The sequence below is a fragment of the Actinomadura physcomitrii genome (assembly GCF_008923205.2).
GTDB classification, from domain to species: domain Bacteria; phylum Actinomycetota; class Actinomycetes; order Streptosporangiales; family Streptosporangiaceae; genus Spirillospora; species Spirillospora physcomitrii.
Map to the genome: position 1 here is coordinate 22,535 of NZ_WBMS02000056.1, position 22,998 is coordinate 45,532.

Annotated in this window: 22 protein-coding genes and 1 pseudogene; 18 read left to right on the forward strand and 5 right to left on the reverse strand. The window is 74.5% G+C overall.

Translation table 11 applies throughout. From position 1 onward, the window contains the following. Nucleotides 1-80: 80 nt before the first annotated feature. Nucleotides 81-704, forward strand: coding sequence for a TetR/AcrR family transcriptional regulator (locus tag F8568_RS41505; RefSeq protein WP_151599504.1), 624 nt, complete (start codon nt 81-83; stop codon nt 702-704). A gap of 111 nt (nt 705-815) precedes the next feature. Beyond that, a complete protein-coding gene (locus tag F8568_RS41510) occupies nt 816-1,694 on the forward strand; it encodes a hypothetical protein (RefSeq protein WP_151599506.1) in 879 nt (292 codons plus the stop codon). On the opposite strand, the gene F8568_RS41515 is transcribed toward F8568_RS41510, so the two are convergent. From F8568_RS41515 to F8568_RS50800, 3 genes are all read right to left on the reverse strand, one after another. Then, nucleotides 1,695-2,801: a hypothetical protein gene (locus F8568_RS41515; RefSeq protein WP_160573951.1), complete on the reverse strand. Its 1,107-nt coding sequence runs from the start codon at nt 2,799-2,801 to the stop codon at nt 1,695-1,697. It abuts the gene before it with no gap. A gap of 763 nt (nt 2,802-3,564) precedes the next feature. After that, entirely contained in the window at nt 3,565-4,494 is a 930-nt protein-coding gene (locus tag F8568_RS41520) for a hypothetical protein (RefSeq protein ID WP_236009997.1), read from the reverse strand. Between the two features lie 163 nt (nt 4,495-4,657). Next, entirely contained in the window at nt 4,658-6,172 is a 1,515-nt protein-coding gene (locus F8568_RS50800; protein ID WP_160573952.1) for a SpoIIE family protein phosphatase, read from the reverse strand. A 193-nt stretch (nt 6,173-6,365) separates the two neighbouring features. Here F8568_RS50800 and F8568_RS41530 point away from each other — a divergent pair, with 193 nt between their 5' ends. From F8568_RS41530 to F8568_RS41565, 7 genes are all read left to right on the forward strand, one after another. Continuing rightward, nucleotides 6,366-7,163 carry a TetR/AcrR family transcriptional regulator gene (locus F8568_RS41530; RefSeq protein ID WP_160573953.1) on the forward strand — a complete coding sequence of 266 codons (798 nt, stop codon included), beginning with the start codon at nt 6,366-6,368 and terminating at the stop codon, nt 7,161-7,163. A 559-nt stretch (nt 7,164-7,722) separates the two neighbouring features. Further along, nucleotides 7,723-8,277, forward strand: a complete 555-nt coding sequence (locus F8568_RS41535) for a sigma-70 family RNA polymerase sigma factor (protein WP_151599573.1) — start codon at nt 7,723-7,725, stop codon at nt 8,275-8,277. Between the two features lie 146 nt (nt 8,278-8,423). Continuing rightward, nucleotides 8,424-8,807, forward strand: a complete 384-nt coding sequence (locus F8568_RS41540; protein ID WP_151599514.1) for an SSI family serine proteinase inhibitor — start codon at nt 8,424-8,426, stop codon at nt 8,805-8,807. 110 nt (nt 8,808-8,917) lie between these two features. Next, nucleotides 8,918-9,340, forward strand: coding sequence for a CBS domain-containing protein (locus F8568_RS41545; RefSeq protein WP_151599516.1), 423 nt, complete (start codon nt 8,918-8,920; stop codon nt 9,338-9,340). 60 nt (nt 9,341-9,400) lie between these two features. Then, a complete protein-coding gene (locus F8568_RS41550) occupies nt 9,401-10,318 on the forward strand; it encodes an ANTAR domain-containing protein (RefSeq protein ID WP_328601265.1) in 918 nt (305 codons plus the stop codon). 116 nt (nt 10,319-10,434) lie between these two features. Next, complete coding sequence (locus F8568_RS41560; protein ID WP_328601266.1) at nt 10,435-12,516, forward strand: SpoIIE family protein phosphatase; 2,082 nt, start codon at nt 10,435-10,437, stop codon at nt 12,514-12,516. Nucleotides 12,517-12,606: 90 nt separating this feature from the next. Then, on the forward strand, nt 12,607-13,113 hold the full coding sequence (locus F8568_RS41565) for a DUF6328 family protein (RefSeq protein ID WP_151599518.1): 507 nt from the start codon (nt 12,607-12,609) through the stop codon (nt 13,111-13,113). A gap of 40 nt (nt 13,114-13,153) precedes the next feature. Here F8568_RS41565 and proS read toward each other — a convergent pair whose 3' ends face one another. Beyond that, nucleotides 13,154-14,602: a proline--tRNA ligase gene (proS, locus tag F8568_RS41570; protein WP_328601267.1), complete on the reverse strand. Its 1,449-nt coding sequence runs from the start codon at nt 14,600-14,602 to the stop codon at nt 13,154-13,156. Nucleotides 14,603-14,703: 101 nt separating this feature from the next. Here proS and F8568_RS41575 point away from each other — a divergent pair, with 101 nt between their 5' ends. The 9 genes and pseudogenes from F8568_RS41575 to F8568_RS41615 all read left to right on the forward strand — a co-directional run bounded on the left by F8568_RS41575 (nt 14,704) and on the right by F8568_RS41615 (nt 22,445). After that, complete coding sequence (locus F8568_RS41575; RefSeq protein WP_151599520.1) at nt 14,704-16,401, forward strand: proline--tRNA ligase; 1,698 nt, start codon at nt 14,704-14,706, stop codon at nt 16,399-16,401. Nucleotides 16,402-16,465: 64 nt separating this feature from the next. Continuing rightward, nucleotides 16,466-16,891 (forward strand): VOC family protein, encoded by a 426-nt coding sequence (locus F8568_RS41580; RefSeq protein WP_202125970.1) that lies wholly within the window; start codon nt 16,466-16,468, stop codon nt 16,889-16,891. A gap of 82 nt (nt 16,892-16,973) precedes the next feature. Beyond that, nucleotides 16,974-17,159 (forward strand): annotated as a pseudogene (locus F8568_RS49105) (ATP-binding cassette domain-containing protein); the annotation flags it as partial. Between the two features lie 147 nt (nt 17,160-17,306). Beyond that, nucleotides 17,307-18,272 (forward strand): NAD-dependent epimerase/dehydratase family protein, encoded by a 966-nt coding sequence (locus F8568_RS41590; RefSeq protein WP_328601268.1) that lies wholly within the window; start codon nt 17,307-17,309, stop codon nt 18,270-18,272. Next, on the forward strand, nt 18,269-19,432 hold the full coding sequence (locus F8568_RS41595) for a glycosyltransferase family 4 protein (protein WP_151599527.1): 1,164 nt from the start codon (nt 18,269-18,271) through the stop codon (nt 19,430-19,432). The genes F8568_RS41590 and F8568_RS41595 overlap by 4 nt, the downstream gene beginning before the upstream one ends. A 13-nt stretch (nt 19,433-19,445) precedes the next feature. Then, on the forward strand, nt 19,446-20,174 hold the full coding sequence (locus tag F8568_RS41600) for a hypothetical protein (RefSeq protein WP_151599529.1): 729 nt from the start codon (nt 19,446-19,448) through the stop codon (nt 20,172-20,174). Further along, complete coding sequence (locus tag F8568_RS41605) at nt 20,171-20,524, forward strand: hypothetical protein (RefSeq protein WP_151599531.1); 354 nt, start codon at nt 20,171-20,173, stop codon at nt 20,522-20,524. Before F8568_RS41600 ends, F8568_RS41605 begins: the two co-directional genes overlap by 4 nt. An 11-nt stretch (nt 20,525-20,535) precedes the next feature. Then, a complete protein-coding gene (locus F8568_RS41610; protein ID WP_151599533.1) occupies nt 20,536-21,660 on the forward strand; it encodes a glycosyltransferase family 4 protein in 1,125 nt (374 codons plus the stop codon). After that, nucleotides 21,657-22,445: a hypothetical protein gene (locus F8568_RS41615; protein WP_151599535.1), complete on the forward strand. Its 789-nt coding sequence runs from the start codon at nt 21,657-21,659 to the stop codon at nt 22,443-22,445. Before F8568_RS41610 ends, F8568_RS41615 begins: the two co-directional genes overlap by 4 nt. 1 nt (nt 22,446) lies before the next feature. Here the strand turns inward: F8568_RS41615 and F8568_RS41620 are convergent, their stop codons facing one another. Beyond that, nucleotides 22,447-22,989 carry a YceI family protein gene (locus F8568_RS41620; RefSeq protein ID WP_151599537.1) on the reverse strand — a complete coding sequence of 181 codons (543 nt, stop codon included), beginning with the start codon at nt 22,987-22,989 and terminating at the stop codon, nt 22,447-22,449. Between the last annotated feature and the right edge of the window lie 9 nt (nt 22,990-22,998).

The following is a 22,998-nucleotide window of genomic DNA, read 5'->3' on the forward strand; positions in this document are numbered from 1 at the left end:
CCGACTTAAGAGAGGAATCCATCTCTTAAGAGAGTAGGCCGCCTCAATACGGAAGGCAAACCTTCCTTATACTGGGATCCGTGACCCCCTCCGCCGCGGGATCCGCCCGCCAACGCCGGCGCGGGCCCGAGCTCGAGGCCGCGCTGCTGGACGCGGCCTGGGACGAGCTGGTCGAAACCGGCTTCGCGAAGCTGACCATGGAGTCCGTCGCCGCCCGCGCCGGCACCGGCATCGCCGTGCTGTACCGCCGCTGGGCCAACAAGGACCAGCTCGTCCTCGCCGCGCTGGAGCACTACCGCAACGGCCATCCGGTCGACCTCCCCGACACCGGCACCCTGCGCGGCGACCTGCTCGCCGCGCTGACCGGGATGGGCCGGGCCCGCGCCGCGTTCTTCGCGGTCGCCGCGGCCGCCGCCTTCTCGGGTCTGCTGGCCGGCACCGGCCTCACGCCCGCGCAGGCGCGCGACCGGATCCTGGGCGACCGGCGGCGGTCCCGGATCCGGACGATCTACCAGCGCGCCCACGACCGCGGCGAGATCGACCTCGAGCGGATCCCGCCCGCGGTGCTCGCCCTGCCGTTCGACCTGGTCCGCCACGACCTGCTCATGGACCTGGAGCCGCTGGAGCCCGCGCGCATCCGGTCGATCGTCGACGAGATCTTCCTTCCGCTCGTCCAGAACCGTGGGACGGCGATAGCGACGTAGCGGTCACGAGCGGATATGGCGGGCGTTTCCGGACCGGATGTGGCGCGGTCTCGGCCAACCGGCCTCCCGATGGTTAGGGTCGAGAGGGCAGCCCGCCTCCCGAGGAGTCACATGACCACCGTGATCCTGGTCCTGCTCTGCCTTGCGATCGCCGGACGCGAACTCTACCTGGCCTCCGACAAGCGGCTCCCGCAAGCGCAGGCGGACGTCCGCGAACTGCGCGCCCAGCTGTCCGAACTCGCCAAACGGCACGAAGCGCTCCGGGCCGAGGTCGCCGCGGCCGAACCGTCCGGTATCCCGATCCCACAGCCGCTGCCCGACGGCGCGTCCGCGGAGGTCCTCGACCGGCTGGAGGCCTTCTCCGGACGGATCGACCGGCTGGAGAAGGAGACCGCCGACCTCGCCGGCGACCTGGCGGGCCTCGGCCTCGACCGGGAGGCGCAGCACGCGCTCGCCCGCTCCCTGGACACGGTGGAGCAGGACGTGCGGGAGCTGCACCGGGAGATGCTCGAGCGCGTCGACCGCGAGGAGGGCGTCGTCACCGGGATCCTGCTCAGCGAGGAGGGAGAGGCCGAGGCGCTGCTCGCCGACGCCTACGAGCGGTGCGCCGCTGAGTGGGGGCTGCGCGTCCGCGTCCGCGACCAGCGGTCCCCGCAGGCGGCCGACGGCTCCTATCTCGGCACCGTCTACTTCCTGTCCGGCCGCCGTGACGACGAGCTGAGCGAGGCGCTGCTGTCGCAGGTCAGGACCCTGATCGACGCGGAGGATCCGGGGGCGCTGAGCGCGCTGCTCGGCGAGCTGGCGCACCTGCGCGGCGGCGGCATCGCGCGGTTCGGCCGGTTCGCCGTCGTCCGGACCCGGAGCGAGCTGCTGTGCGGCGTGCTGCCGGACGAGGCGCCCGCCGCCGATCCCGCGGAGCTCGCGGGACGGCTCCGCGAGCTCCCCGGCGATCGGCGGGCCGACCTGTCCTGGCTCCGTCCGGACGGCTGATCAGGGCCGGACGAACCGGGGCGGGGCGTCGTCGGCCCGGTCGACGCCGAACGCCAGCAGGCAGCGGGGCGGGTGCCCGGCGTCGGTCTGCAGGCACAGCCCGACGCCCAGGTCGGGGTCGATGACCACGACGCGGCGCAGGGCCCGCAGCGCCCGCCGGGCGCGGCTCCGGGTCCGCGGCCGGGACGGCTCGTGCAGGGTGCCGGTGACCACGCGGCCCGCGTACCGCCAGAGGGACAGCGAGTCGAGGACCCGCACGCCCGCCGAGGTCAGGTTCGCGACGATCACGACGCCGCTGTCGTCCTCGGCCCGGTCGGACGGCGTCGCCGGCGCCGCGTCCTCCGGCAGGTCGCGGGGCTCCCTCGGGCCGCCCACCGCGCGGTGGTAGCGGAGCGGGTCGAGGGTGTCGATCACGAACGCCCCCGCGTAGGGCCGCGACGCCCGCGGCCGTCCGGGACGCGCCCGCAGCGGCGTCCGCGGGGCGTTCCGCGCGTTCAGGTGCGCGCTGAGGTCGAAGACCATGCCGGCGTCGTCGAGCCAGGTGGGCAGGCCCAGCTTCGAGGACGAGGTGCGGTCCAGGCCGTCGGCCATGCCGCGGATCTCGTCGGCGCGTCCCGAGAGCGCCGCCGCCATGCCGAGCCCGGGGAACGCGCCCTCCAGGACGGCCAGCATCGCGCGCCAGGTGGCGCTCCCCACGAACTCGATCATGAACGCGTCCGCCAGTGCCCGGCGCCGTCCGGGATCGGCCATGGGACCGGGCGGCGGCGCGACGGGCGGCTGGGCGGGAGAGGACGGCGGTTGCGCGGACAGTCCGCGGACCGGCGGCCGCGGGGTCTCCGGCCGTGTCACGTCCGGCTTCGTCAACGAGGGCGGTGGTTCGGCGGACAGTCCCTTACCGGGCAGGAAGGGCTCTGCGGTGCCGGGGCGTTCGTGGCGGCCGGTGCTCCGCATGCCCGCCGCCTCTTCGGACGTCTCGCGGACGACCCAGCGCTCCGGCTCGTCCTCCGGTGTCGCTTCGGTGGGCTCCTCCTCGGGCACGGGCACACCGGTCCCGTGCGGCGCCCACTGCGGCGCCTCCCGTCGCGGCGGCCCCTCGGACGAGGGCACCTCGGACGACCTGTACGGCGAATAGGACGCACCGGAACCCGCCGCAGCGGCGCCCGGATCCTGCGAGCCCCAGGGAGCCGCTGCACCCTCGGCGGCCGGCTCGGAAGGCGGCCCTGCCGTCCGGGCGCTCGATTCGTGCGGCGACCACGGCGCCGGGTCGGCGGGCGGCTCGCCCTGCGGCTCCGGATCGCGCGGCGACCAGTCCGCATCCCGCGTGGCCGGCGGCTCGACGGGAGGCGGGGGCGCGGGAGTCTCCGGCACCCAGGGCTCGGGCGCGCGCGCCTCCGGGACGTGGGGCGCCCACTGCGAGCCTGTGTCCGCTGGCTCGGTGGGGGACGCGGGTTGCGTGCCCCATGGGGCGGGCGCGGGCTCGGGCGGTGACGCAGCGGGCGAGGTCTCGGGCGTGTGAGGGGTCCACGCGGGCGGGGGATCCGCCGGGGCGCGGGAGATGGCGCCGCGCGGTGTCCACGGCGGTTCCGGGGAGGCGGGCGGTGGTGAGGGAGGTGTGCCCGGGGGGTAAGGCGATTCGGCTGCGGGCGGCGGAACCTGCGGTGGCGGGGCCGGCGGTGGCGGAGCCTGGACGGGGCTCCAGTCGGCGGGCTCCTCCGGGCGGGACCTGCTCCTCCCCGCGACATGGACGTCGCCGGGGTGGGGTGCGGGCGGGCCGGTGTCCTCGGAATCGGGGCCTGGACGGTCGCGTGGGCCGAATCTCACGGTGACGATCCTGCGCTCTGGACGCGGGGGTCGGCAAGCGGGACGGGCATCAACGGCGGCCGTCCTGGGCGCCGAAGAGGGCGGCGCAGAGGGATTCGAGGCGGTCGGGGCCGTCCTCGGCGGGCAGGACGGTGAGGACGGGCTCCTCGGGCGCGCCGGTCTCGTCGCGGGCGCCGGACGTCCCGGGCTCGCCGGGCGTGTCGAGGCGGAGCCGGACGGTGACCTCGCGGTCCGGGGGCTCGTCGGTGCCCTGCGCGGCGGCGACGTCCGCGAGCCCGACGGAGACGGTCTCGGGCAGGTCGACGACCAGGGGCTGCTCGCCGGCGGGGAGGCGGTCCTGCCAGAGGTCGAGGACGCGGCGGGCGAGGCCGTTGAGCAGGCGCCCCCACGGGACGACCAGGGCGGGCGGGACGTTCTCGGTCTGCAGTTCGGGGAGACCGAACCGGGCGAGGCCCTTGGTGGTGAACCAGAAGCCGTGCGGCCCGGAGGTGTGCGGGAGCAGCATCCAGTCGGTGAGCCGGACGGCGCCGTCCGGGCCGGGCAGGGAGCGGGTGAGGTCGTCGTGGGCGAGGATCCGCGGGGTGAAGACGTCGATGACGGGGGCGGTGCGGGCGGCGGCGACGGCTCCGGCGATGGCGCGGGCGGCCCATTCGTGGGCGGGCGGGTGGCCGGGGCGGTAGGCGGCGCGGACGGCGAGGATGTGGGGGGCGGTGTCGAGGGCGGCGAGCGCGGCGGGCGAGGCGCCGTAGGCGGCGAGGAGATCGGCGGGCAGCGGCGGGAACTCGGTGGCGGGCCGCTGGTCGAGGGTGACCATGGGACTGCCGAGCATGCCGAGGACGAGGTCGCGCAGCGGGGGCCGGGTCCGGGCGGCGATCTCGTCGTGGGCGAGTTCGCCGGGGTCGGGGATCGGCGCGGTGAGCGCGACGGCGTAGGTGGCGTAGAGGGTCTCCGGGACCGGCAGGGTCAGGTTCTCGCCCAAATCGTCCCCCGATGGGCCATTGATGCGCTTCGACACTATCGATCTCAGCCGACGGGGACGTTGGAAACTATCTGTCGCCGAGGGGACAGTTACCTCCCACAGGCGGGAGGCGAGCCCCCGACCACCGGGTTCACGCCGGCGGCCGGGCCCCCGACCACCGGGTTCACTCGGGGAGGCGGTGCTCGAACCACACCACCTTCCCGCCGTCGGTGCGGTGCGTGCCCCAGCGGGCGGCGACGTGGCTGACGAGCTGGAGCCCGCGCCCGGATTCGGCGGTGGCGTCGGCGTGCCGGAGGTGCGGCATGTCCTGGCCGTCGTCGTAGACCTCGCAGAGCAGGGCGTCGCCGCGGATGAGCCGCAGCACGATGGACCCGGCGCCGTGCAGCAGGGCGTTGGTGACCAGCTCGCTGACCAGCAGCTGGACGGTGTCGCCGACGGCGTCCAGGCGCCATTCGGCGAGCTTGAAGGCGACCTGGGCGCGGATCCGCGGGACCATGCTGGGCTCGGGTTCGAGCTCCCAGAGCGCGACGTCGTCCTTGGGGATGCCGTCGAGGCCGACGGCGACGATGGCGATGTCGTCGGCGGGGGCGGTGGTGGCGAGCACGTCGAGCAGGGCGTCGCAGGTCGCTTCGAGCGGGCGGTCGGGCCCGGCGAGCAGGACGCGCAGCTCCTCGAGGCCCTGGTCGATGTCGCGGTCGCGGCGCTCCAGCAGCCCGTCGGTGCACAGGACGAGCCGGGAGCCGTCCTCGACCTCGATCTCCATGGTCTCGAACGGTTCGCCGCCGACGCCGATCGGCAGCCCGGCGGGCACGGGCAGCACCCGGCTCTCGCCGCTCCCGGACACCAGGACGGGCGGGACGGCGGAGCCGTGCGGGGCGACGGCGCGGGGCCGGATGCGCAGGGCCCGCGGCATGTCGCCGACGTGCGGGACGACGGGGAGCCGCAAGGTGAAGCTGATGGAGACGGCGGGCCGGCCCAGGGCGAGCAGGCGGGACACGATGGCCTCGGTGGCGGCGGCTCCGGCGGTGGGCAGCAGTTCGCCGAGGCCGCGGACGAGCGCCGCGTCCCCGTGCGCACCGCCGGCGGTGCGGCCGTCTCCGGCCGATCCGTCCGGAGCGGACGCGTCCAGCACCGGGACGAGGACGGGTTCGACGCGCAGCAGCCGGGCTCCGGCGGCGCGCCGCACGGCCCCGTCGGGCGCGGCGACGAGGACGTCGTCCATGGCCAGTCCGGGGCCGTCCTCGCGGAGCCGGCGCAGGTCGGCGGCCAGCGCGAGAACGCGGACGTCGCGCGGGCCGCGGTCGCCGTCCGGCTCGATGGGGTACACCCACCAGCCGACCTCGGCGGCGTGGCCGTCGTCGGCGCGGGGCACCATGCAGGAGCCGCACCAGACGTGGCCGAAGACCTCGGGTTCGAAGGCGCCGCGGTGCTCCTGCGGCAGCCGCAGCAGCGAGGCGGGGGAACGGCCCGCGGCCTTCAGCGGGCCGGCGCCGAACAGTTCGGCGGCGGCGTGGTTCCAGTGGTTGATGCGGCCGTGCTCGTTGAGCGTGAAGGCGGCCATGCTCACCACGCCGAGCAGGGGCTGGTCGAGGAACCGGGGCGGCCGGCCCCCGGCCCGCTGGTCGGGCGGGGGCGCGGCGGCCCCGATGAGCGGCGGCTGTTTTCCGGCGATGGTCACGCGGACCCCTCCCCTGGGCGATGCTGGACCGCATCCGGCAACCCGCGGTGAACGGGACGTTACCTCGAGTGAGCGACATTCACCCGGGTTCTCGAGAAGTCGGCAGGGATGCACGCCCGCACAGGTACGGGTGAGTGCTCACTCAGTACGCTGGAGGTGCTACCGTCCGGCGAGGGAAGGGAAGGTGGCGCAGGTGACGGCGCGCAGAACGGCGAGCGGTACGGCCAACGGGACGGCGGGCGGAACGGCGGGCACGGCGGCGCGCGCACGGGCGGGCAGGGAGCCGATGCGGGAGCGGATCCTGGCGGCGGCGGTCGAGGTGATCCGGGAGCGCGGGATCACGGCCGCGACGACCAAGGAGATCGCACGCAGCGCGGGGGTCTCCGAAGGCAGCCTCTACAACCACTTCGCCAACAAGACCGCCCTGTTCGCGGCGGCGCTCGGCGAGGTCACCGCCACGGCGCGGACCGCCATGGCGGCCCTCGCCGGGTCCGCCGGGAAGGGCACGGTCGAGGGCAACCTCATCCGGCTGGCCGCCGGCATGGTGCGCTTCTACGGCGAGCTGCTGCCGATGATCGGGCCGGTGCTCGCGGACCCGGACCTGATCGCCTGGCTGCGCGCGGACGGGCCCGTCCAGGCGCAGCGCGAGGCCGTGGCCGCGACCGGCCGGGCCCCGGACCCGGCGCTCCCGCCCGGCTCCCCCGGCGGGCCGCCGTCCGGGCCGCCCGGCGGCCCGGCGGCCGGTCCGGTCCTCGGGCACGCCGCGCTGATCGGCTATCTGGAGGCGGAGCGGCGGGCGGGACGGCTGGCGGCCGGGGCTCCGCTGCCGGCCATCGCCGCCGCCCTGCTCGGCGGCTGCCAGCAGCACGCGTTCCTGATCCGGCTCGCGGGGCCGGAGACGGTCGCAGCGGGTGCCCGGCTGCCCGAGGCGCCCGAGGAGTTCGCGGAGGAGCTGGTCGGAGCCGTCCTGGCCGGCCACCTCCCCTCCTGACGCCGCCGGGCTGCCGGACGCCGACCAAGCGGGGGCCCGCAAAGGCGCTTATAGCGCCACATCAGGCCTGGTCGGGCCGGCACGCCACGCTGTGTGACGGACGCCACGCAACCTTTCGGCCCCCTCCCCGCGTCTTACCTATCGGGAAGCCACTGAAGCGTGGATGCGCCCGACCGAGCACGGCCCGCGACGTCCCGGACCCCGGGGTCGCCCTGGCACCGCCGGCACGCGCGCCCGCAGCCCGGCCCGCGCGCTCGCGGAGCCGAGCCCCCGACCACGCCGGACCGTCTCCCCCGGAGACGGGCACGGATCTGCGACGACCACGTCGCTGGAGCGTGCCAAACGCCGGCCCGAACCCGTCGGGAACGGTGGCGCGTACCACCTGTACGGGGGGCGGTCATTCCGCCCGGCACGCGTGCGCCGCAGAGCGCGCGCCAGCAACCGGCCCCTCACGGGGTCACGACCACGGGGAGCGATGATGACCGCTGTCACCATGCCCGTCCGCACGTCCGCCGCGCGCGTTCCGGCCGCCGCCGCGCACACCGAGACCATCGAGAACATGGAGAACACCCGGCGCTACGAGCGCGACGTCCTCCCGCTGGCCGACCCGCTGTACGCCAGCGCCGTGCGGATGACGCGCAACAGCGCCGACGCCGAGGACCTGGTCCAGGAGACCCTGGCCAAGGCCTACGTGAACTTCCACCAGTTCCAGGAGGGCACGAACCTCAAGGCCTGGCTGCACCGGATCCTCACCAACAACTTCATCAACACCTACCGCAAGAAGCAGCGCGAGCCCCAGCGGGCCGGCTCCGAGGAGCTGGAGGAGTGGCAGATCGCGCAGGCCGAGGCGCACTCGTCCGGGTTCCGGTCCGCCGAGTCCGAGGCGCTGGACCGCATCCCCGACTCCGAGGTGATCGACGCGCTGCGCGCGCTGCCGAAGGACTTCCGGGACGCCGTCTACCTCGCCGACGTCGAGGGCTACGCCTACAAGGAGATCGCCGAGATGATGGGCACCCCCATCGGCACGGTGATGTCCCGGCTGCACCGCGGCCGCAAGCAGCTCCGCGAGGCCCTCGCGGGCCACAAGCGGGCCGCGCACATCCTGGCCGCCTGACCCTCCGGCGCCCGGCTCTCGAACCTTCGAACCTTCCGACTCGATCCCGCGGTTACCCCGTGACCGCGGGATCGTCCATTTTCCCGCACGGTCGGTAGCCATATGGATACATTGAGCAATGGTCCCTCCGACCGTCGGGAGCAGCCATGTCGAACATCACCGCCGTCCTCGCGGGCGCCGTGATCGCCCTTTTCCCCGCCGTCCCCGCCCATCACCACGGCGGCGGGACGACGGCGCTCCAGCTCACGGTGACCCATCCCGGGCGCACCACGTCCGGGACGCACACGGTGACCCTCACCTGCGATCCTCCGGGCGGGCGGCACCCCGATGCCGCCCGCGCCTGCTCCGAGCTCGACGGCTCCGGCGGGACGTTCGCGCATCCGCCGGACGGCCGGATGTGCACCCAGATCCACGCGCCGGTCGTCGCGAAGGCGAAGGGCCGCTGGCACGGCGACCCGGTGTCGTTCCACGGCCGCTACGCCAACGACTGCGTGATGCGCTCCCGCACCGGCACGGTGTTCGCGTTCTGACCTGGGTCCCGGCCAGGTCGTCGAGACCGTCCGCATAGGCGCGCCGACCGTGGGTAAAGCGCGCACACGGGCCACGCGGGCCGCCGGTTATTCGAGAGGATGTGCGCGCGATGCCACGAAGGGTCAGCGACGTCATGACCCCGGCCCCGCAGGCGCTGCCGCTGGACGCGACGCTGTACGAGGCGGCCCGGGTGATGCGGGACGAGGGGATCGGCGACGTCCTGGTCACCTATGCCGGGCAGCTGTGCGGGATGGTCACCGACCGCGACATCGTGGTCCGCGCCGTCGCGGAGAGCCGCGACACGTCGCTGACGCCGCTCGGCGACGTCTGCACCGCCGAGCTGTGCACCCTGCACCCCGAGGACGACACCGAGACGGCGGCGCGGCTGATGATCGAGCGGGCCGTCCGGCGGCTGCCGGTGGTGGACGGCGGGCGGCGGCCCGTCGGCATCGTGTCCATCGGCGATCTCGCGATGGCGGACGGGCAGCGCGGCCCGCTGCCCGAGATCAGCAAGGCCCCGCCGAACAACTGAGCCCCGCCCGGGGCGGGCGGCCCTCCCGGGCATGACGTGGCGCAGGATAACGTCATAAGCGTGGCTCCAACCGAAAGGGTGCTCACCGACCAGCTCGCCGTGGAGATCGCCCGGCTGGGGATGGTCGGGGAGTCCTCCGACGTCGGCACCCTGCACCAGGTGTCCGAGCTGGCGTCGCGCGCCGTGCCCGGGTGCGCGGGCGCCGCGTGCGTCCGCTGGGCGATGCCGCCGGCGTCCCTCGGCGATCCCGTCGCGGTCGCCGCGCTCGGCGCCGCGCCGGATCCGGCGCCGGCGCTGCCGGACGGCCTCCCGCGCGTCCCGAGGCAGCAGGACGCCTCCGGCCTGAGCACGGGCGGCCCGGATCTGCCGGACGACGCGGGCGACATCGCGCCGGACGAGCTGCCCTCGCCGGACGCGGCACGTCCCGAGCCGCTGGCGGCGGCCGCCAGCCATCCCGACCTCGCCGAGGTCACCGACCGGCAGCTGTCCCGGGGCCGCGGCCCGATCTTCGACGTCGTCATGGACCGCCGCACGCTGAGCTGCGACGACATCCTGGTGGAGGCGCGCTGGCCGGAGGCGGTGTCGGACATGCTGCGCCGCGGGGTGCGGTGCTTCACCACGTCCCCGCACCTCAACCCGCCGGTGCTGGTCACGCTGACGCTGTACGGGGTGACGCCGAAGGCGCTCGGACCCGACCGGCTCGGGCTCGTCTCGCTGCTGCTGGCGCAGGGCAGTGCGCGGATGTCGAACGCGCAGCAGTACGACGACGTGCACCGGACCGCCGCGCAGCTGCAGGAGGCGGTGGAGGCGCGGGCCGTCGTCGACCAGGCCAAGGGGATATTGATGCACGCGCTCGGCTGTGGCGCGGACGAGGCTTTCGCCGAGATGCGCCGTATCTCCCAGACACGGCATGTGAAACTGACCGCATTGGCCCAGCGGATCGTCGGCGATCAAGGGCTTCGCCAGGACCTGCGCTAGGAGCACGGAGGCGACCGGCATAGGCTTCGATATGCAGTCGCCGAGACTGCGGTCCGGATGACCGTAGGCGCGAGACCGGTCGTCGGACCTCGCCTCGGGGCACACAGGGAGACCCTTTGCACGATCAGCCCGATCAGCTCGAACCCGAAACTCTGGTCAGGGAGATCTCAGATCTCGAGGGGCGCATCGGTGAGCTGCGCCAGGCCTCGGGCATGCCCGCGGCCGACCTGCGCGCCACCCTGGACGCGGCGCTGGCGGAGCTCGAGCTGGCGGTGACGGCGCTGCGCACGCTGGGCGCCGACCAGGGCGGCGAGCAGGGCGGGTCGAACGCGGCCGAGAACGAGCGGCGGGTGCTGCGGACGGTCTTCCAGGACGCTCCCGTGCCGCTGTTCCTGCTCGACCGGAGCACCAGCGTGCGGCGGGCGAACCGGCAGGCGGCGGAGCTGCTGGGCACCTCGTCCGGGTACGTCTCCGGCAAGCAGTTCACGGCGTTCTGCGATCTGGCGACCCGCGCGGCGGTCCGCTCGCAGCTGGCCGCGGTGGTCCGGACGGGACGGCGGCGGCGGGTGCCGGTGCGGTTCCTCGGCCGGGAGCGTCCGGTGGACGCCGTCGTGACGCTGGCCCGGGTGTGGATCCGCGGGGAGCCGGACCCGATGGTGGTCGTCGCGGCGGGCGCCGCGCGCCCCCCGGCGGACGCGCCGGGCGCGGGCGGAGCGGCCCCGCAAACGAGCACGGGCGCCGCCGCGGAGGGACGCGGCGCTCCGGCTAAGCGGGACGGCGGGAAGCGGTCCGCCGCGCGCCGGGCCGACGCGGGCGAGCCGCGAGTGCCGGAGCCGGCGGCGCCGCCGCAGGCGCGGCCGCAGCCGCAGACCCACATCGACGACGAGGCCGTCGCGACGATCGTGCACCGGATGGACGTGCTGGCGACGGCGAGCGAGCTGCTGCTGGACGAGCCGGTCTTCAACGAGACGGTCGCGGTCCGGCGGTGCGCCCGGCTGCTGGCCGCCGAGCTGGCGGACTGGGCGTTCATCGATCTGACCGGCCCGAACGGCGGCGGCCCGGGGCCGGGCGGCGGCGTGCCCGGGGCCGCGCCCGTGCTGAGCCGCCAGGTCGTGATGGGGCCGGACGACGAGCGCTCCGTCGATGCGGCGCGGACGCTCCAGGAGCTGCACCCGGCGCCGGGAACGCTCCCGTACGACGTGTTCGCGACCCGGCAGAGCGCGCTGCGCCCGCACGTGGACGGTCTGGACGAGCTGGGCAAGGCCGCCGACGGCGTCCCGGTCTGCGCGAAGATCGGCGCGACGTCGCTGCTGAGCGTGCCGGTGGAGGACGGCGACCGGTGCCTCGGCGCGATCACGCTCGCCTCCAGCGGCGAGTACGGGCCGTTCGACCTGATGGACCTCGGGGTCGTGCAGCGGCTCGGTCGCTACCTGGCGCTGGTGATCCGGGCGGCGCGGCTGTACCGGCGCCGCGCCGAGGTCGCCGACTCGCTGCAGGCGAGCCTGCTGCCGCGGGCGCTGCCGGCGATCCCGGGCGCGACGGTCGCGGCGCGCTACCTGACGGCGACGCACGGCGCGGACGTCGGCGGCGACTTCTACGATGTGTTCCGGGTCGGGGACGGCTGGGGGCTGGTCCTCGGCGACGTGTGCGGCAAGGGCGAGGACGCGGCGGCCGTGACGGCGACGGCGCGGCACTGCATGCGGATCGGGGCGCGGTGGAAGTCGCGGCCGGGCGAGATCCTCGGCATCGCGAACGAGGCGCTGCTGGACGAGGACCGGTTCGTCACCGCGGTCATGGCGGGGCTGGAGATCGTCCCGGAGCGGGTGACGGTGTCGCTCGGCACCGCGGGCCATCCGCCGGCGATCGTGGTCCGCGCGGACGGGGTGATCAGGTCGGCGTCGCGGGGCGGGGTGCCGCTCGGCCTGTTCGAGGACTTCGAGGCCGGGGCCGACACCATCGACCTCGGGGTCGGCGACACGCTGATCCTGCACTCGGACGGGGTGCTGGAGGCGTGCGACCACGCGCGCGTGCAGTTCGGCCAGAATCGGCTGCTGGAGGTACTGGCGGGGCACGCGGGCGGCACCCCGGAGCAGATGCTCGGCGCGGTGGAGCAGGCGCTGCTGGATTTCTGCGACGGCGACCTGCGCGACGACGTGTCGATGGTGGCGCTGCGCGTGGACGCCCCGACGCTCGACTGAGCCCCGGGCCGCCGCGGCCGGAGGCCCCACAGTCCGACCGAATTGCGTAGATCCGGCCTTGATCGGCGTTCTGTCGGGTAAAGGGGTGCCATGAGCGTCGACCCCTCGTCCAAGCCGCGCAACGAGACCGAGCACGAGCGGCTCGACCGGCAGCTGATGGAGCTGCTCCAGGGCTTCCGGGTGGCCACCACGGGGGTGCAGGTGCTGTTCGCGTTCCTGCTGACCGTCCCGTTCTCCCGCCGCTGGAGCGAGGTGGACGAGGCCGGGAAGGCACTGTTCTACGTGGCGCTGTTCGGTGCGGCGCTCGCCTCGATCTGCTTCATCGCGCCGGTGTTCCAGCACCGGATCCTCTTCGAGCTCAACAAGAAGCCGCTGCTGATCCGGCGGGCGAACCGGTTCGGGATCCTCGGCGCGTTCGCGCTGGCGGTCTCGATCACCGCGTCCACCACGCTGATCGTGCAGACGCTCGCGGTGGACACGGCGGCGGTCGGCACGGCGCTGGCCGTCCTGGCGCTGTGCGGGTGGGCGTGGTTCGTCCAGCCGTACCTGACCCGGCTGTCGGCGGGCGGCCGCCCGGAGCGGGAGGAGGACTCCTGACCGCGCGGCGCCCGCCGATCCCGGCGGCTCGGCCCGAGATTCAGTACGCCTTGCCGAAGATGACGCGCTTGCCGTAGGCGGACGGCTGCCCGCACTTGACGCACACGCCGGACTCCTCCGGCGCCTCGGCCGGGATCACCCGCGGCGTCGCGGCGGTCTCGGCCTTGATCTCGTCCTCGCAGGCGGTGCTGCCGCAGTGGAACGCGCGCGCCCAGCCGGTCGCGACCTGCGCGGTGAACGCGTCCCAGCCGTCCACGTCGGCGGTGTGCTCCTCGCGGAACGCCTCGGCCCGGGCGAGCAGGAACGACTGGAACTCGGCGAGCATCGCGGGCAGCACCTCGGGCACCTTGTCCAGCGGGATCTGCTCCTTGCCCTGCCCCTCGGCGGTCGGCAGCCGCCGGACGACGGTCGCGACACCGCCCTCGATGTCGCGCTTGCCGAGCTCGATGCGGATCGGGACGCCGCGCATCTCCCACTCGTTGAACTTGAACCCGGGCGACAGCTGCGGCCGGTTGTCGTCGACGTGCACGCGGATGCCCATCGACCTGATCGCGGCGCCGAGCCGGCGGGCCTCCGCAGCGGCCTGCTCGCCCTGCTCCTTGCGCCCGATCGGGACGATCACGACCTGGTAGGGAGCGAGGCGCGGCGGCAGCACGAGGCCCTTGTCGTCCCCGTGCGTCATGATCATGCCGCCGATCATCCGGGTGCTCATGCCCCAGGACGTCGTGTGCGCCAGGGTCAGCTTGCCCGCCTCGTCCTGGTACTGGATCTCGAACGCCTTGGCGAAGTTCGTGCCGAGGTAGTGCGACGTGCCGGCCTGCAGGGCGCGGCCGTCGCGCATCATGCCCTCGATCGTGTAGGTGCGGACAGCGCCGGCGAACCGCTCGCCGGGCGTCTTCTCCCCCGCGACCACCGGGATCGCCGCGAGCTCGCGCGCGACGGCGGCGTAGGTGTCCAGCGCCCACATCGTCTCGCGCATCGCGTCGCCCTCGTCGCTGTGCGCGGTGTGGCCCTCCTGCCAGAGGAACTCGGTGGTGCGCAGGAACATCCGCGGCCGCATCTCCCAGCGGACCACGTTCGCCCACTGGTTCAGCAGTAGCGGCAGGTCGCGGTGCGAGTCGATCCACTTGGCCATGTACTCGCCGATGACGGTCTCGGAGGTCGGCCGCATGACCAGCGGCTCCTCCAGGTCCTTGCCGCCGGCGTGCGTCACGACCGCGAGCTCCGGGGAGAAGCCCTCGACGTGCTCGGCCTCGCGCTTGAAGTAGGACTCCGGGATCAGCATCGGGAAGCACGCGTTGTCGTGCCCCGCGTCCTTGATGCGCCGGTCCAGGTCCGCCTGGAGCAGCTCCCACACCCGGTAACCGTACGGGCGGATGACCATCGTGCCGCGAACCGGACCGCGGTCGACGAGCTGGGCCTGCACGACCAGCTCGTTGTACCAGGCGGAGAAATCCTCGCTCTGCGGCGTCACACCTTCTCGACTCACGGCAACCAGGGTACTGACCGGCGGCCCCGGCCCAGGACTTTTATCCGGAGGTCCGCCCCGGACGGCCGCCCCGGGCCGGGGCGCTCCGCTAGCCTCGCGGGATGCGCTGGTCCCAGATGTTCGCGCCGACGCTCCGCGACGACCCCGCCGAGGCGGACGCGCCGTCCCACCGGCTGCTGCTGCGCGCGGGCTACGTGCGGCAGCTGACGGCCGGCCACTACAGCCTGCTGCCGCTCGCCGTCCGCGTTCGCGCGAGGATCATCGAGATCGTGCGGCAGGAGATGGACGCGATCGGCGCGCAGGAGATGCTGCTGCCCGCGCTGCACCCGGCGGAGCCGTGGCGGCGGTCGGGCCGGTGGGAGCTGATGGGGCAGGAGATGTTCCGCCTCCAGGACCGGCGCGGCGCCGACCATGCGCTCGGCATGACCCACGAGGAGATCTTCGCGACGGTCGCGCGCGAGTTGAACTCCTACAAGCAGCTGCCGCAGCAGTGGTACCAGTTCCAGACGAAGTTCCGGGACGAGCCGCGCCCCAAGGGCGGCCTCATGCGGACGCGCGAGTTCACCATGAAGGACGCCTACAGCTTCGACATCGACCGCGCCGGGCTGGACGCCTCGTTCGAGGCCTACCACGGCGCGTACACGCGGATCTTCGCGCGGCTGGACCTTCCCGCGCTGCCGTGCGAGGCGTCCAGCGGGACGATGGGCGGCGCGGGCTCCACCGAGTTCATGTGCCCCGCCGACGTCGGCGAGGACCTGGTCGTCCACTCCCCGGCCTGCGGGTACGCGGCGAACATCGAGCGCGCCACCTCCGCGCTGCCGGAGGCGGCCGACGGCCCCGGGCTGCCCGCACCCGAACGCTTCGACACGCCCGGCGTCCGCACGATCGACGACCTGAAGGCGTACGACGCGCCTGGTGACCGGCAGATCAAGACGCTCGTCTACCTCCTGGACGGCACGCTCACGTTGGTCCTGCTGCGCGGCGACCACGCGCTCAACGAGCAGAAGCTCGTGGACGCGACCGGCGCCGCCGGGATCCGCGCCGCCGAGCCCGCCGAGATCCAGCGGGCGCTCGGCGCGCTGCCGGGCAGCCTCGGCGCGGTGGGCGTCGCGCTCCCGGTGATCGCGGACGAGGCGCTGCGCGGCCGGCGCGACATGTTCACCGGAGCGAACATCGACGACATGCACCTGCGCGGCGTCGACGTCGCCCGCGACATCACCGTCGGGACCTGGGCGGACCTGCGCGAGGTGACCGCCGGCGAGCCCTGCCCGCGCTGCGGGGAGCCGCTGGAGATCGTCCGGGCGATCGAGATCGGGCACATCTTCAAGCTCGGCGACCGGTACGCCCGCGCGCTCGGCGCCGAGGTCCTCGACACCGGCGGCAGGCGGGTGCCGATCGTGATGGGCAGCTACGGCATCGGCATCGAGCGGGCCATGGCCGCGATCGTGGAGACCCACCACGACGAGCGCGGGATCGTGTGGCCGGTCGCGGTGGCGCCGTTCCAGGTCGCCGTCGTGATCGCGCAGTCCGACGACGCGGACGTGGCGGCGGCGGCCGAGGGGATCTACACCGCCCTGCGGGACGCGGGCGTCGACGTCGTGATCGACGACCGCGCCGAGCGGGCGGGCGTGAAGTTCCGCGACGTGGAGCTGACCGGCATCCCGTACCGGATCACGGTGGGCCGCCGCGGCCTCGCCGAGGGGACGGCGGAGGTGACCGTCCGCGCCACCGGCGACACCGAGAAGGTCCCCCTGGACGGGGCCGCCGCCCACGTCCGGACGCTCCTGGCATCCGCCTGACTCCGCCGTCCTCCGGCGCGGCCGGGTGCGCGGTCCCTATGCTCGGCGAATGACGATCAAGCGGATGGACCATGTCAGCATCGTGGTCGGCGACCTCGATGCCGCGAAGGCGTTCTTCGCCGAGCTGGGCATGGAACTGGAGGGCGAGACGCCGGTCGAGGGCCCCTGGGCCGACCAGGTCAACGGGATCGAGGGCGTCCGCGTCGACATCGCCATGATGCGGACCCCGGACGGGCACGGCAAGATCGAGCTGACGAAGTTCCACGCTCCGGCCGCGTTCAGCGCCGAGCCGGCCGTCGCGCCGCCGAACACGCTGGGCCTCCGCAGCGTCATGTTCGCCGTCGACGACATCGACGGCGTCATCGCGCGGCTGCGCCGCCACGGCGCCGAGTTGGTGCACGAGGTGGCGCAGTACGAGGACGTCTACCGGCTCTGCTACGTCCGCGGGCCCGAAGGCGTGATCGTCGCGCTGGCCGAAGAGCTCCGCTGAGGCCGCCGCCGGAAAACGGTTTGACGGGGTCGCGGCGCCTTCCGGAGACTCGGCGGCGGGTTCTCAAGGGCGAGGGGTCACCGTGGGTCACGTGGAGGTCGGGCATGTCAGTCATGCGCTGCCCGACGGGCGGGTGCTGCTGGACGACGTGTCGTTCCGGGTCGGCGACGGGGTGACGGCGGCGCTCGTCGGGCCGAACGGGGCGGGGAAGTCGCACTTCCTGCGGCTGCTCGCCGCGGTGGCGGAGGTGCTGCCGCGCGGCGCGGCTCCGGTGCGTCCGGTCGCGCACACGGGGGTCGGTGTCGCTCGGAGATGTCCGGCAGGGCCGTTCCGCCTACCCCCTGTTCGATCTTCGCTGGTCAGTGGACTCCTGTGGATCTGCCCAAGAACGCGGGGAGATGGATAGGGTGCCCGCGTGCGGGTGGTGGTGACGGGTGCGGCGGGATTCATCGGGAGCCATGTGACCGACGCCCTGTCGGGCGCCGGGCACGAGGTGCTCGCCGTCGACGCGCCCGGCCGGTCGCCCACGCCGGACCTGGCGCGGCGCACCTGGGGCGAGGTGGCGGCGCGGCCCGGCGTCACGGCGCTGGAACGGGACCTCGCGGTGGACGATCTCGACGCGGTCGCCGCCGCCGACGTCGTCGTCCATCTCGCGGGGCGGCCGGGCGTGCGCAGCTCGTGGGGCGGCGGGCGCGCGGCGGCGGAGCGCGACAACGTGCTGGCGACGGCGCGGCTGCTGGAGGCGTGCGCGCGGCGTCCGGCGCGGCTGCGCCCGCGGGTGGTGGTCGCGTCGAGCTCGTCGGTGTACGGGTCGGCGGGCCGTCGGCCGAACCGGGAGGACGACCCGCTCGCCCCGGCGAGCCCCTACGCGGCCAGCAAGGCGGAGGTCGAGCGGCTCGCGGGGCTCGCCGCGCGGAACGGCCTCCGCACCGTGGTGCTCAGATACTTCTCTGTCTACGGGCCCCGGCAGCGGCCCGACATGGCGTTCCACCGGTTCGCGGAGGCGGCGCTGGACGGGCGCCCGCTGCCGGTCTTCGGCGACGGGCGGACGTCGCGGTCGTTCACGCACGTGCGGGACGTGGTGGCGGCGACGCTGGCGGCGGCCGTCGAGGACCTGCCGCCGGGCGTCGCCGTCAACGTCGGCCATCCCGAGCCGGTGGCGGTGCGGGCGGCGATCGGGCTGCTGACCGGGGTGCTCGGCGTGCGGGCGGAGATCCGGCGGGAGGCGCCGGTGGCCGGTGACGCGGCGCTGACCTGGGCGGACGGCGGGCGCGCCGCGCGGCTGCTCGGCTGGTCGGCCACGACGTCCCTGGCGGACGGCCTGGCGGACCAGATCGCGTGGCACCGGTCGCTGCGCGCGCAGGAGGTGGCCGTCGGATGAGGCACAGGGCGGCTTATTTCGCGTTCGACCGGTTCCCGTCGGGCAAGGGCTCGGCGGTGCACATCGCGCAGATGGCCGACGAGCTGTTCGAGCGGTCCGGCGGCGGGCTGCTGGGCGTGCTCGGCGGCGGCGGGCTGCCGGGCTACCAGCGGGAGGGCGCGCGGGAGATCGTCAGGTTCGGGGAGCAGATCCCGAACCTCATCGACCGCGCGGAGGCGTATTCGGCGTGGGTGGCGGCCCTGCTGCGCGAGCACGCGGAGTCGCTGGAGATCGTGCACGTCCGGGACCCGTGGAGCGCGCTGCCCGCGCTCACCGCCGGCGGCCGGCGGTACCGGGTCGTCTTCGAGGTCAACGGGCTGCCGTCCATCGAGATGGGCCACACCTGGCCATGGGCCTCGCCCGCGGCGCTCGGCAAGATCCGCGAGCTGGAGCGGTTCTGCCTGGACCGCTGCGACGCGGCCGTGGTGCCGTCGCGGGTGATCGGCGCGGCCGTCCGGGGGCTCGGGGCGGCGGAGGAGAAGGTCCACCTCGTCCCGAACGGCGCCGACCTGCCCGGCGAGACGGCGCGTCCCGCCGGCGCGCCCGCCCGGTACATCGTCTACGTCGGGGCGCTCCAGCCGTGGCAGGGCATCGACGTGCTGCTCCGCGCGTTCGCGCGGCTCGGCGACCTCGCCGGCCTGCGGCTGGTGATCTGCTCGTCCGTCCCGGAGCGGCGCGCGAAGCCGGTGCGGCGGCTGGCGGAGCGGCTCGGCGTCGCCGACCGGCTGGACTGGCGGTTCGCGCTGCCGCACCCGGAGGTCGCGGCGTGGCTGGCGCACGCCGAGGTGTCGGTGGCGCCGCTCACCGGCTGCGCCCGCAACCTCGACCAGGGCTGCGCGCCGCTGAAGGTGATCGAGTCGATGGCGGCGGGCGTCCCGGTCGTCGCCTCGGACCTGCCGGCGGTCCGCGAGCTGATGGCGGACGGGGAGCACGGGCGGCTCGTCCCGGCGGACCGTCCGGCGGAGCTGGCGCGGGCCGTCCGGATCCTGCTGGAGTACCCCGGCGAGGCCGCCGCGATGGGCGCACGCGCCCGCGAGCGCGTCGCCGGCGGCCTGACCTGGACGCGGTCACGCGCCCGGCTGGCCGAGGTCTACCGTACGATCGCGCCGTCAGACCGATAGGTGGGGTGTCGTCATGTTCTGGCGCAGGCAACGCGCGGCCATCGAGGAGTTCCACCCGCTGCACCGGGCGCTGGTCCTGGAGAAGTGGTTCTCGGTGTCGCTGCCGCGCGACCAGTGGGAGCCGGTGATCCGGAGCCTCGCCGGCCACGAGGCGGCGGTGAGGCGGCGCAAGTGGCGGGTCACCCCGCGCACGTCCCGGGTGCTGGTGCCGATGCTGCGCGTCCTCGCGGCCGACATGCCGCCCGAGGGCCTGCTGTCGGTCGCGCTGGACCTGCGGGGCGACAACGTTCCGCAGAAGCTCACCCCCGCGCGGGACGTGCAGGTGTCGCGGCCGATCCTGTCGATGAAGGAGTGGTTCGTCTTCGACCCGTGGCTGCGGATGCGCGCCGAGCTGCGGGACGGCAGCGTCGTGGAGCTGGCGGTCACCGACCGGATCCGGCACCGCAAGTACAAGAAGCGGAACCCGCGCGGCAAGGTCAAGTACAAGCACAAGACGAAGACGGTGCAGATGATCAGCGTGGCGCGCCGGCTCGGCAAGGGCGCGTCCCCGCGCACGCCCGGCACGCCGCCGCCGCGGTGGATCCGCGCGCGGGTGAAGCCCGGCAGCCGGCTCACGATCCGCGCGGACGCCAAGCTGCTCGGGCCGCTGCCGGACGACGAGCTGCGCGAGCGGATCCTGCAGGTGTCGACCGAGCCGTTCCGCTGGACGCCGCCCGCCGCATCTGTGAGGAGGGCGCAGTGACGCGCTGCACCGTGACCACCGGGTTCTTCCTGCTCGGACGCTGCGGGCAGCCCGCCGTCGCGGCGTGCCCGGGATGCGGGCGCCCCGTCTGCGCCGAGCACGCCGTGCAGGGCGGGTACTGCCCGTCCTGCGCCGCGCGGGCGGGCGGCGAGCCGGACCCGTACGACCCGTCCTATGCGAGCGGCTACCGGCGCAGGTACTACGAGAGCAGCTCGCAGACGTATTACGACAACCAGTGGTACTCGTCGTTCGACTCCTACGACCGGGGCGCCTTCAATCCCGGCGACGACTACTCGTACGGAGAGGGCGACTTCGGTCCGGACGACGGCACCGGATTCGTGGACAGCTGAGGGGACGACCGATGACGCGTGTCCTCTGGGTGACAGAGCACTATCCGCCGAGCCAGGGCGGGATGGCCAACTCGTGCGACCGGATCGTCCGGGGGCTGCGCGGCGCCGGTGTCGAGGTCGACGTCGCGCACCTGACGCGGCGCGAGCGGCCCTGGGCCGTCGCGCGCGAGCACGGCGGCAGGCTGCTGACCGCCCCGCTCGGCGACGACCCCGAGCACGCGCTTCGCCGGCTGTGGACGACGCTGACGGCCGAGCGCCTCACCGGCGCGTACACGCACGTCGTCGCGTTCGGCGGCACGTACTCGATGCTCGCCGCGCCCGTCCTCGCCCGGCTGGTGGACGCGCCGCTGATCACGCTGCTGCGCGGCAACGACATCGACGTCGGCGTGTTCTCCATGCGGCGGCGCGGCGTCCTGGCGGACGCGCTGCGCGCGTCGGCGCGGGTCTGCGTGGTGGCGCGCAACCACACGCCGCTGGTGAAGGCGCTGGTCCCGGACGCGGCCGTGACGTTCGTGGCGAACAGCGTCGACACCGCGCAGTGGCGGATCCTGCCGTCGGAACGCGAGCGCGGGCGCGCCTGGCGGGCCGAGAACGTCGAGCCGGGACGCCGGACGATCGGGATCATCGGCCAGCTGAAGAACAAGAAGGGCGTCGGGTTCTTCCTGGACGCCCTCGTCGCCTCCGGCCGCACCGACCGGTTCCACCTGGTGCTCGTCGGCGAGGTCGAGGAGACCGTGACGGCGTGGCTCGCCGAGCGCAAGGACTCCGTTCCGCACTCGTTCCTGCCGTTCCTCGAACGCTACGACCTGCCCGCCGTGTACGCGAGCTGCGACCTCGCCGCGCTGCCGTCGTTCTACGACGGGATGCCGAACGTCGCGCTGGAGGCGGCGGCGCTCGGCGTGCCGCTGATCTGCTCGGACGCGGGCGGCCTCGCGGACGTCGCCGACGGCGCGATCGGCTTCGCGTTCCCGGCCGGCGACCCGCACGCCTGCCGCGCCGCGATCGACCGGGCGGCCCGCGCGAGCGAGGACGAGCTGGCGGCGCTCGGCGCGGCGGGCGCCGAGCGGATCGCCCGCGACTTCACCCCGGCCGCCGAGACCGCCGGGTACCTCGCGGTCCTCGGCGAGGTGCGTTGATCGCCTGCTACGCGGCCGGCGGCGGGCTCGGGCACCTCACCCGGCTCCGCGCGTACCTGCACACCTTCGCCGTGGACGACGAGGTCGTCGTCCTGTCGGACTCGCCGTTCGCCGCCGACCCGCGCGTGTCGTCCGGCTGGACGGTGCGTCCCGCGTCCACCGACCTGGCCGCGCTCGCACCGGACGAGCTGGTCGTGGACGCCTTCCCGGCCGGCCTGAAGGGCGAGCTCACCCGGATACCGCCCAGAATCCGCGTCACCCACCTCGCGCGGCTGCTGCGCTGGGACGCCTACCGGCCGCTTCTGCCCGGCGACCCGCCGCGCTTCGACCGGACGTTCGTCCTCGAACCCCTCGACCCCATCCACGAGGCCCACCTGCGCGCGGTGTCCGGCGAGGTCGCGCCGCTGGCGCTGGACGACCCGCCGTCCGAGCCGCTCGACGTCCGCGGCTGGGTGATCGTCCACAGCGGCCCGGACGCCGAGACGCGCGAACTCGTCGGCTACGCGCGGGACATGGCGGCCATGGAGAGCGCGGCCCCTCCGTTGACGCTCGTCTCGCCGCACCGCCCGGACGGCCTGCCCGCCGGAGTCGCCCACTTGGACGTCTACCCCGCGGGCCCGCCCGGGCCGGGCGTCGAGCGGATCGTCACCGCCGCCGGGTTCAACGCCGTCCGGCAGTTCGCGCCCTGGCGGGACCGGCACCGCATGCTGCCGTTCCCGCGCAGCCTCGACGACCAGTTCGCCCGCGCCGCCCGCGCCCGGGCCCGCGCCCGCACGCGGCCCTAGATCATCCGGCGTCGGAGAGCCGCAGGTCGAACTCCACCTCGACCTCGTCGGCGAGCCGGAGCGCGCCGAAGAACGCCGAGTACGGCTTGATCCCCCACCGGGTCTGCTGGACGGTCAGCCCGCCGCGCAGCCGGTCCCCGTCGATCTCCGCCCGGACCCGCACCGGCTTCGTCCGGCCCATGATGGTCAGGTCGCCCTCGATCTCGCCCGCCCCGGCGTCGATCGCCGTCGCGGTGAAGGTGATCTCCGGATGGCGCCGGGCCTCCAGCACCTTGCGGAGGTTGTCGGCGATGTCCAGGCGGTCCTTGTCCGACAGCGGCTTCACCCCGCCGGTGCCCTCCCGCACCTCCAGGCCGTCCACCACGACGACCACCGTGCCGGACGACTCCTCCAGCGGCTCGCGGACCGCCGCCTGCGCCGTCCAGCGGGTCGCCTCGATGGTCAGGTCGTGCCCGGCGCGGCGGCCGAGGCCGCTGCGGCTCGTCCGGAGCAGCAGCCGCCCGTCACCGGGTCCCAGCTCGTACGTTCCCTCTCGAACGGTCATGCCCTCACA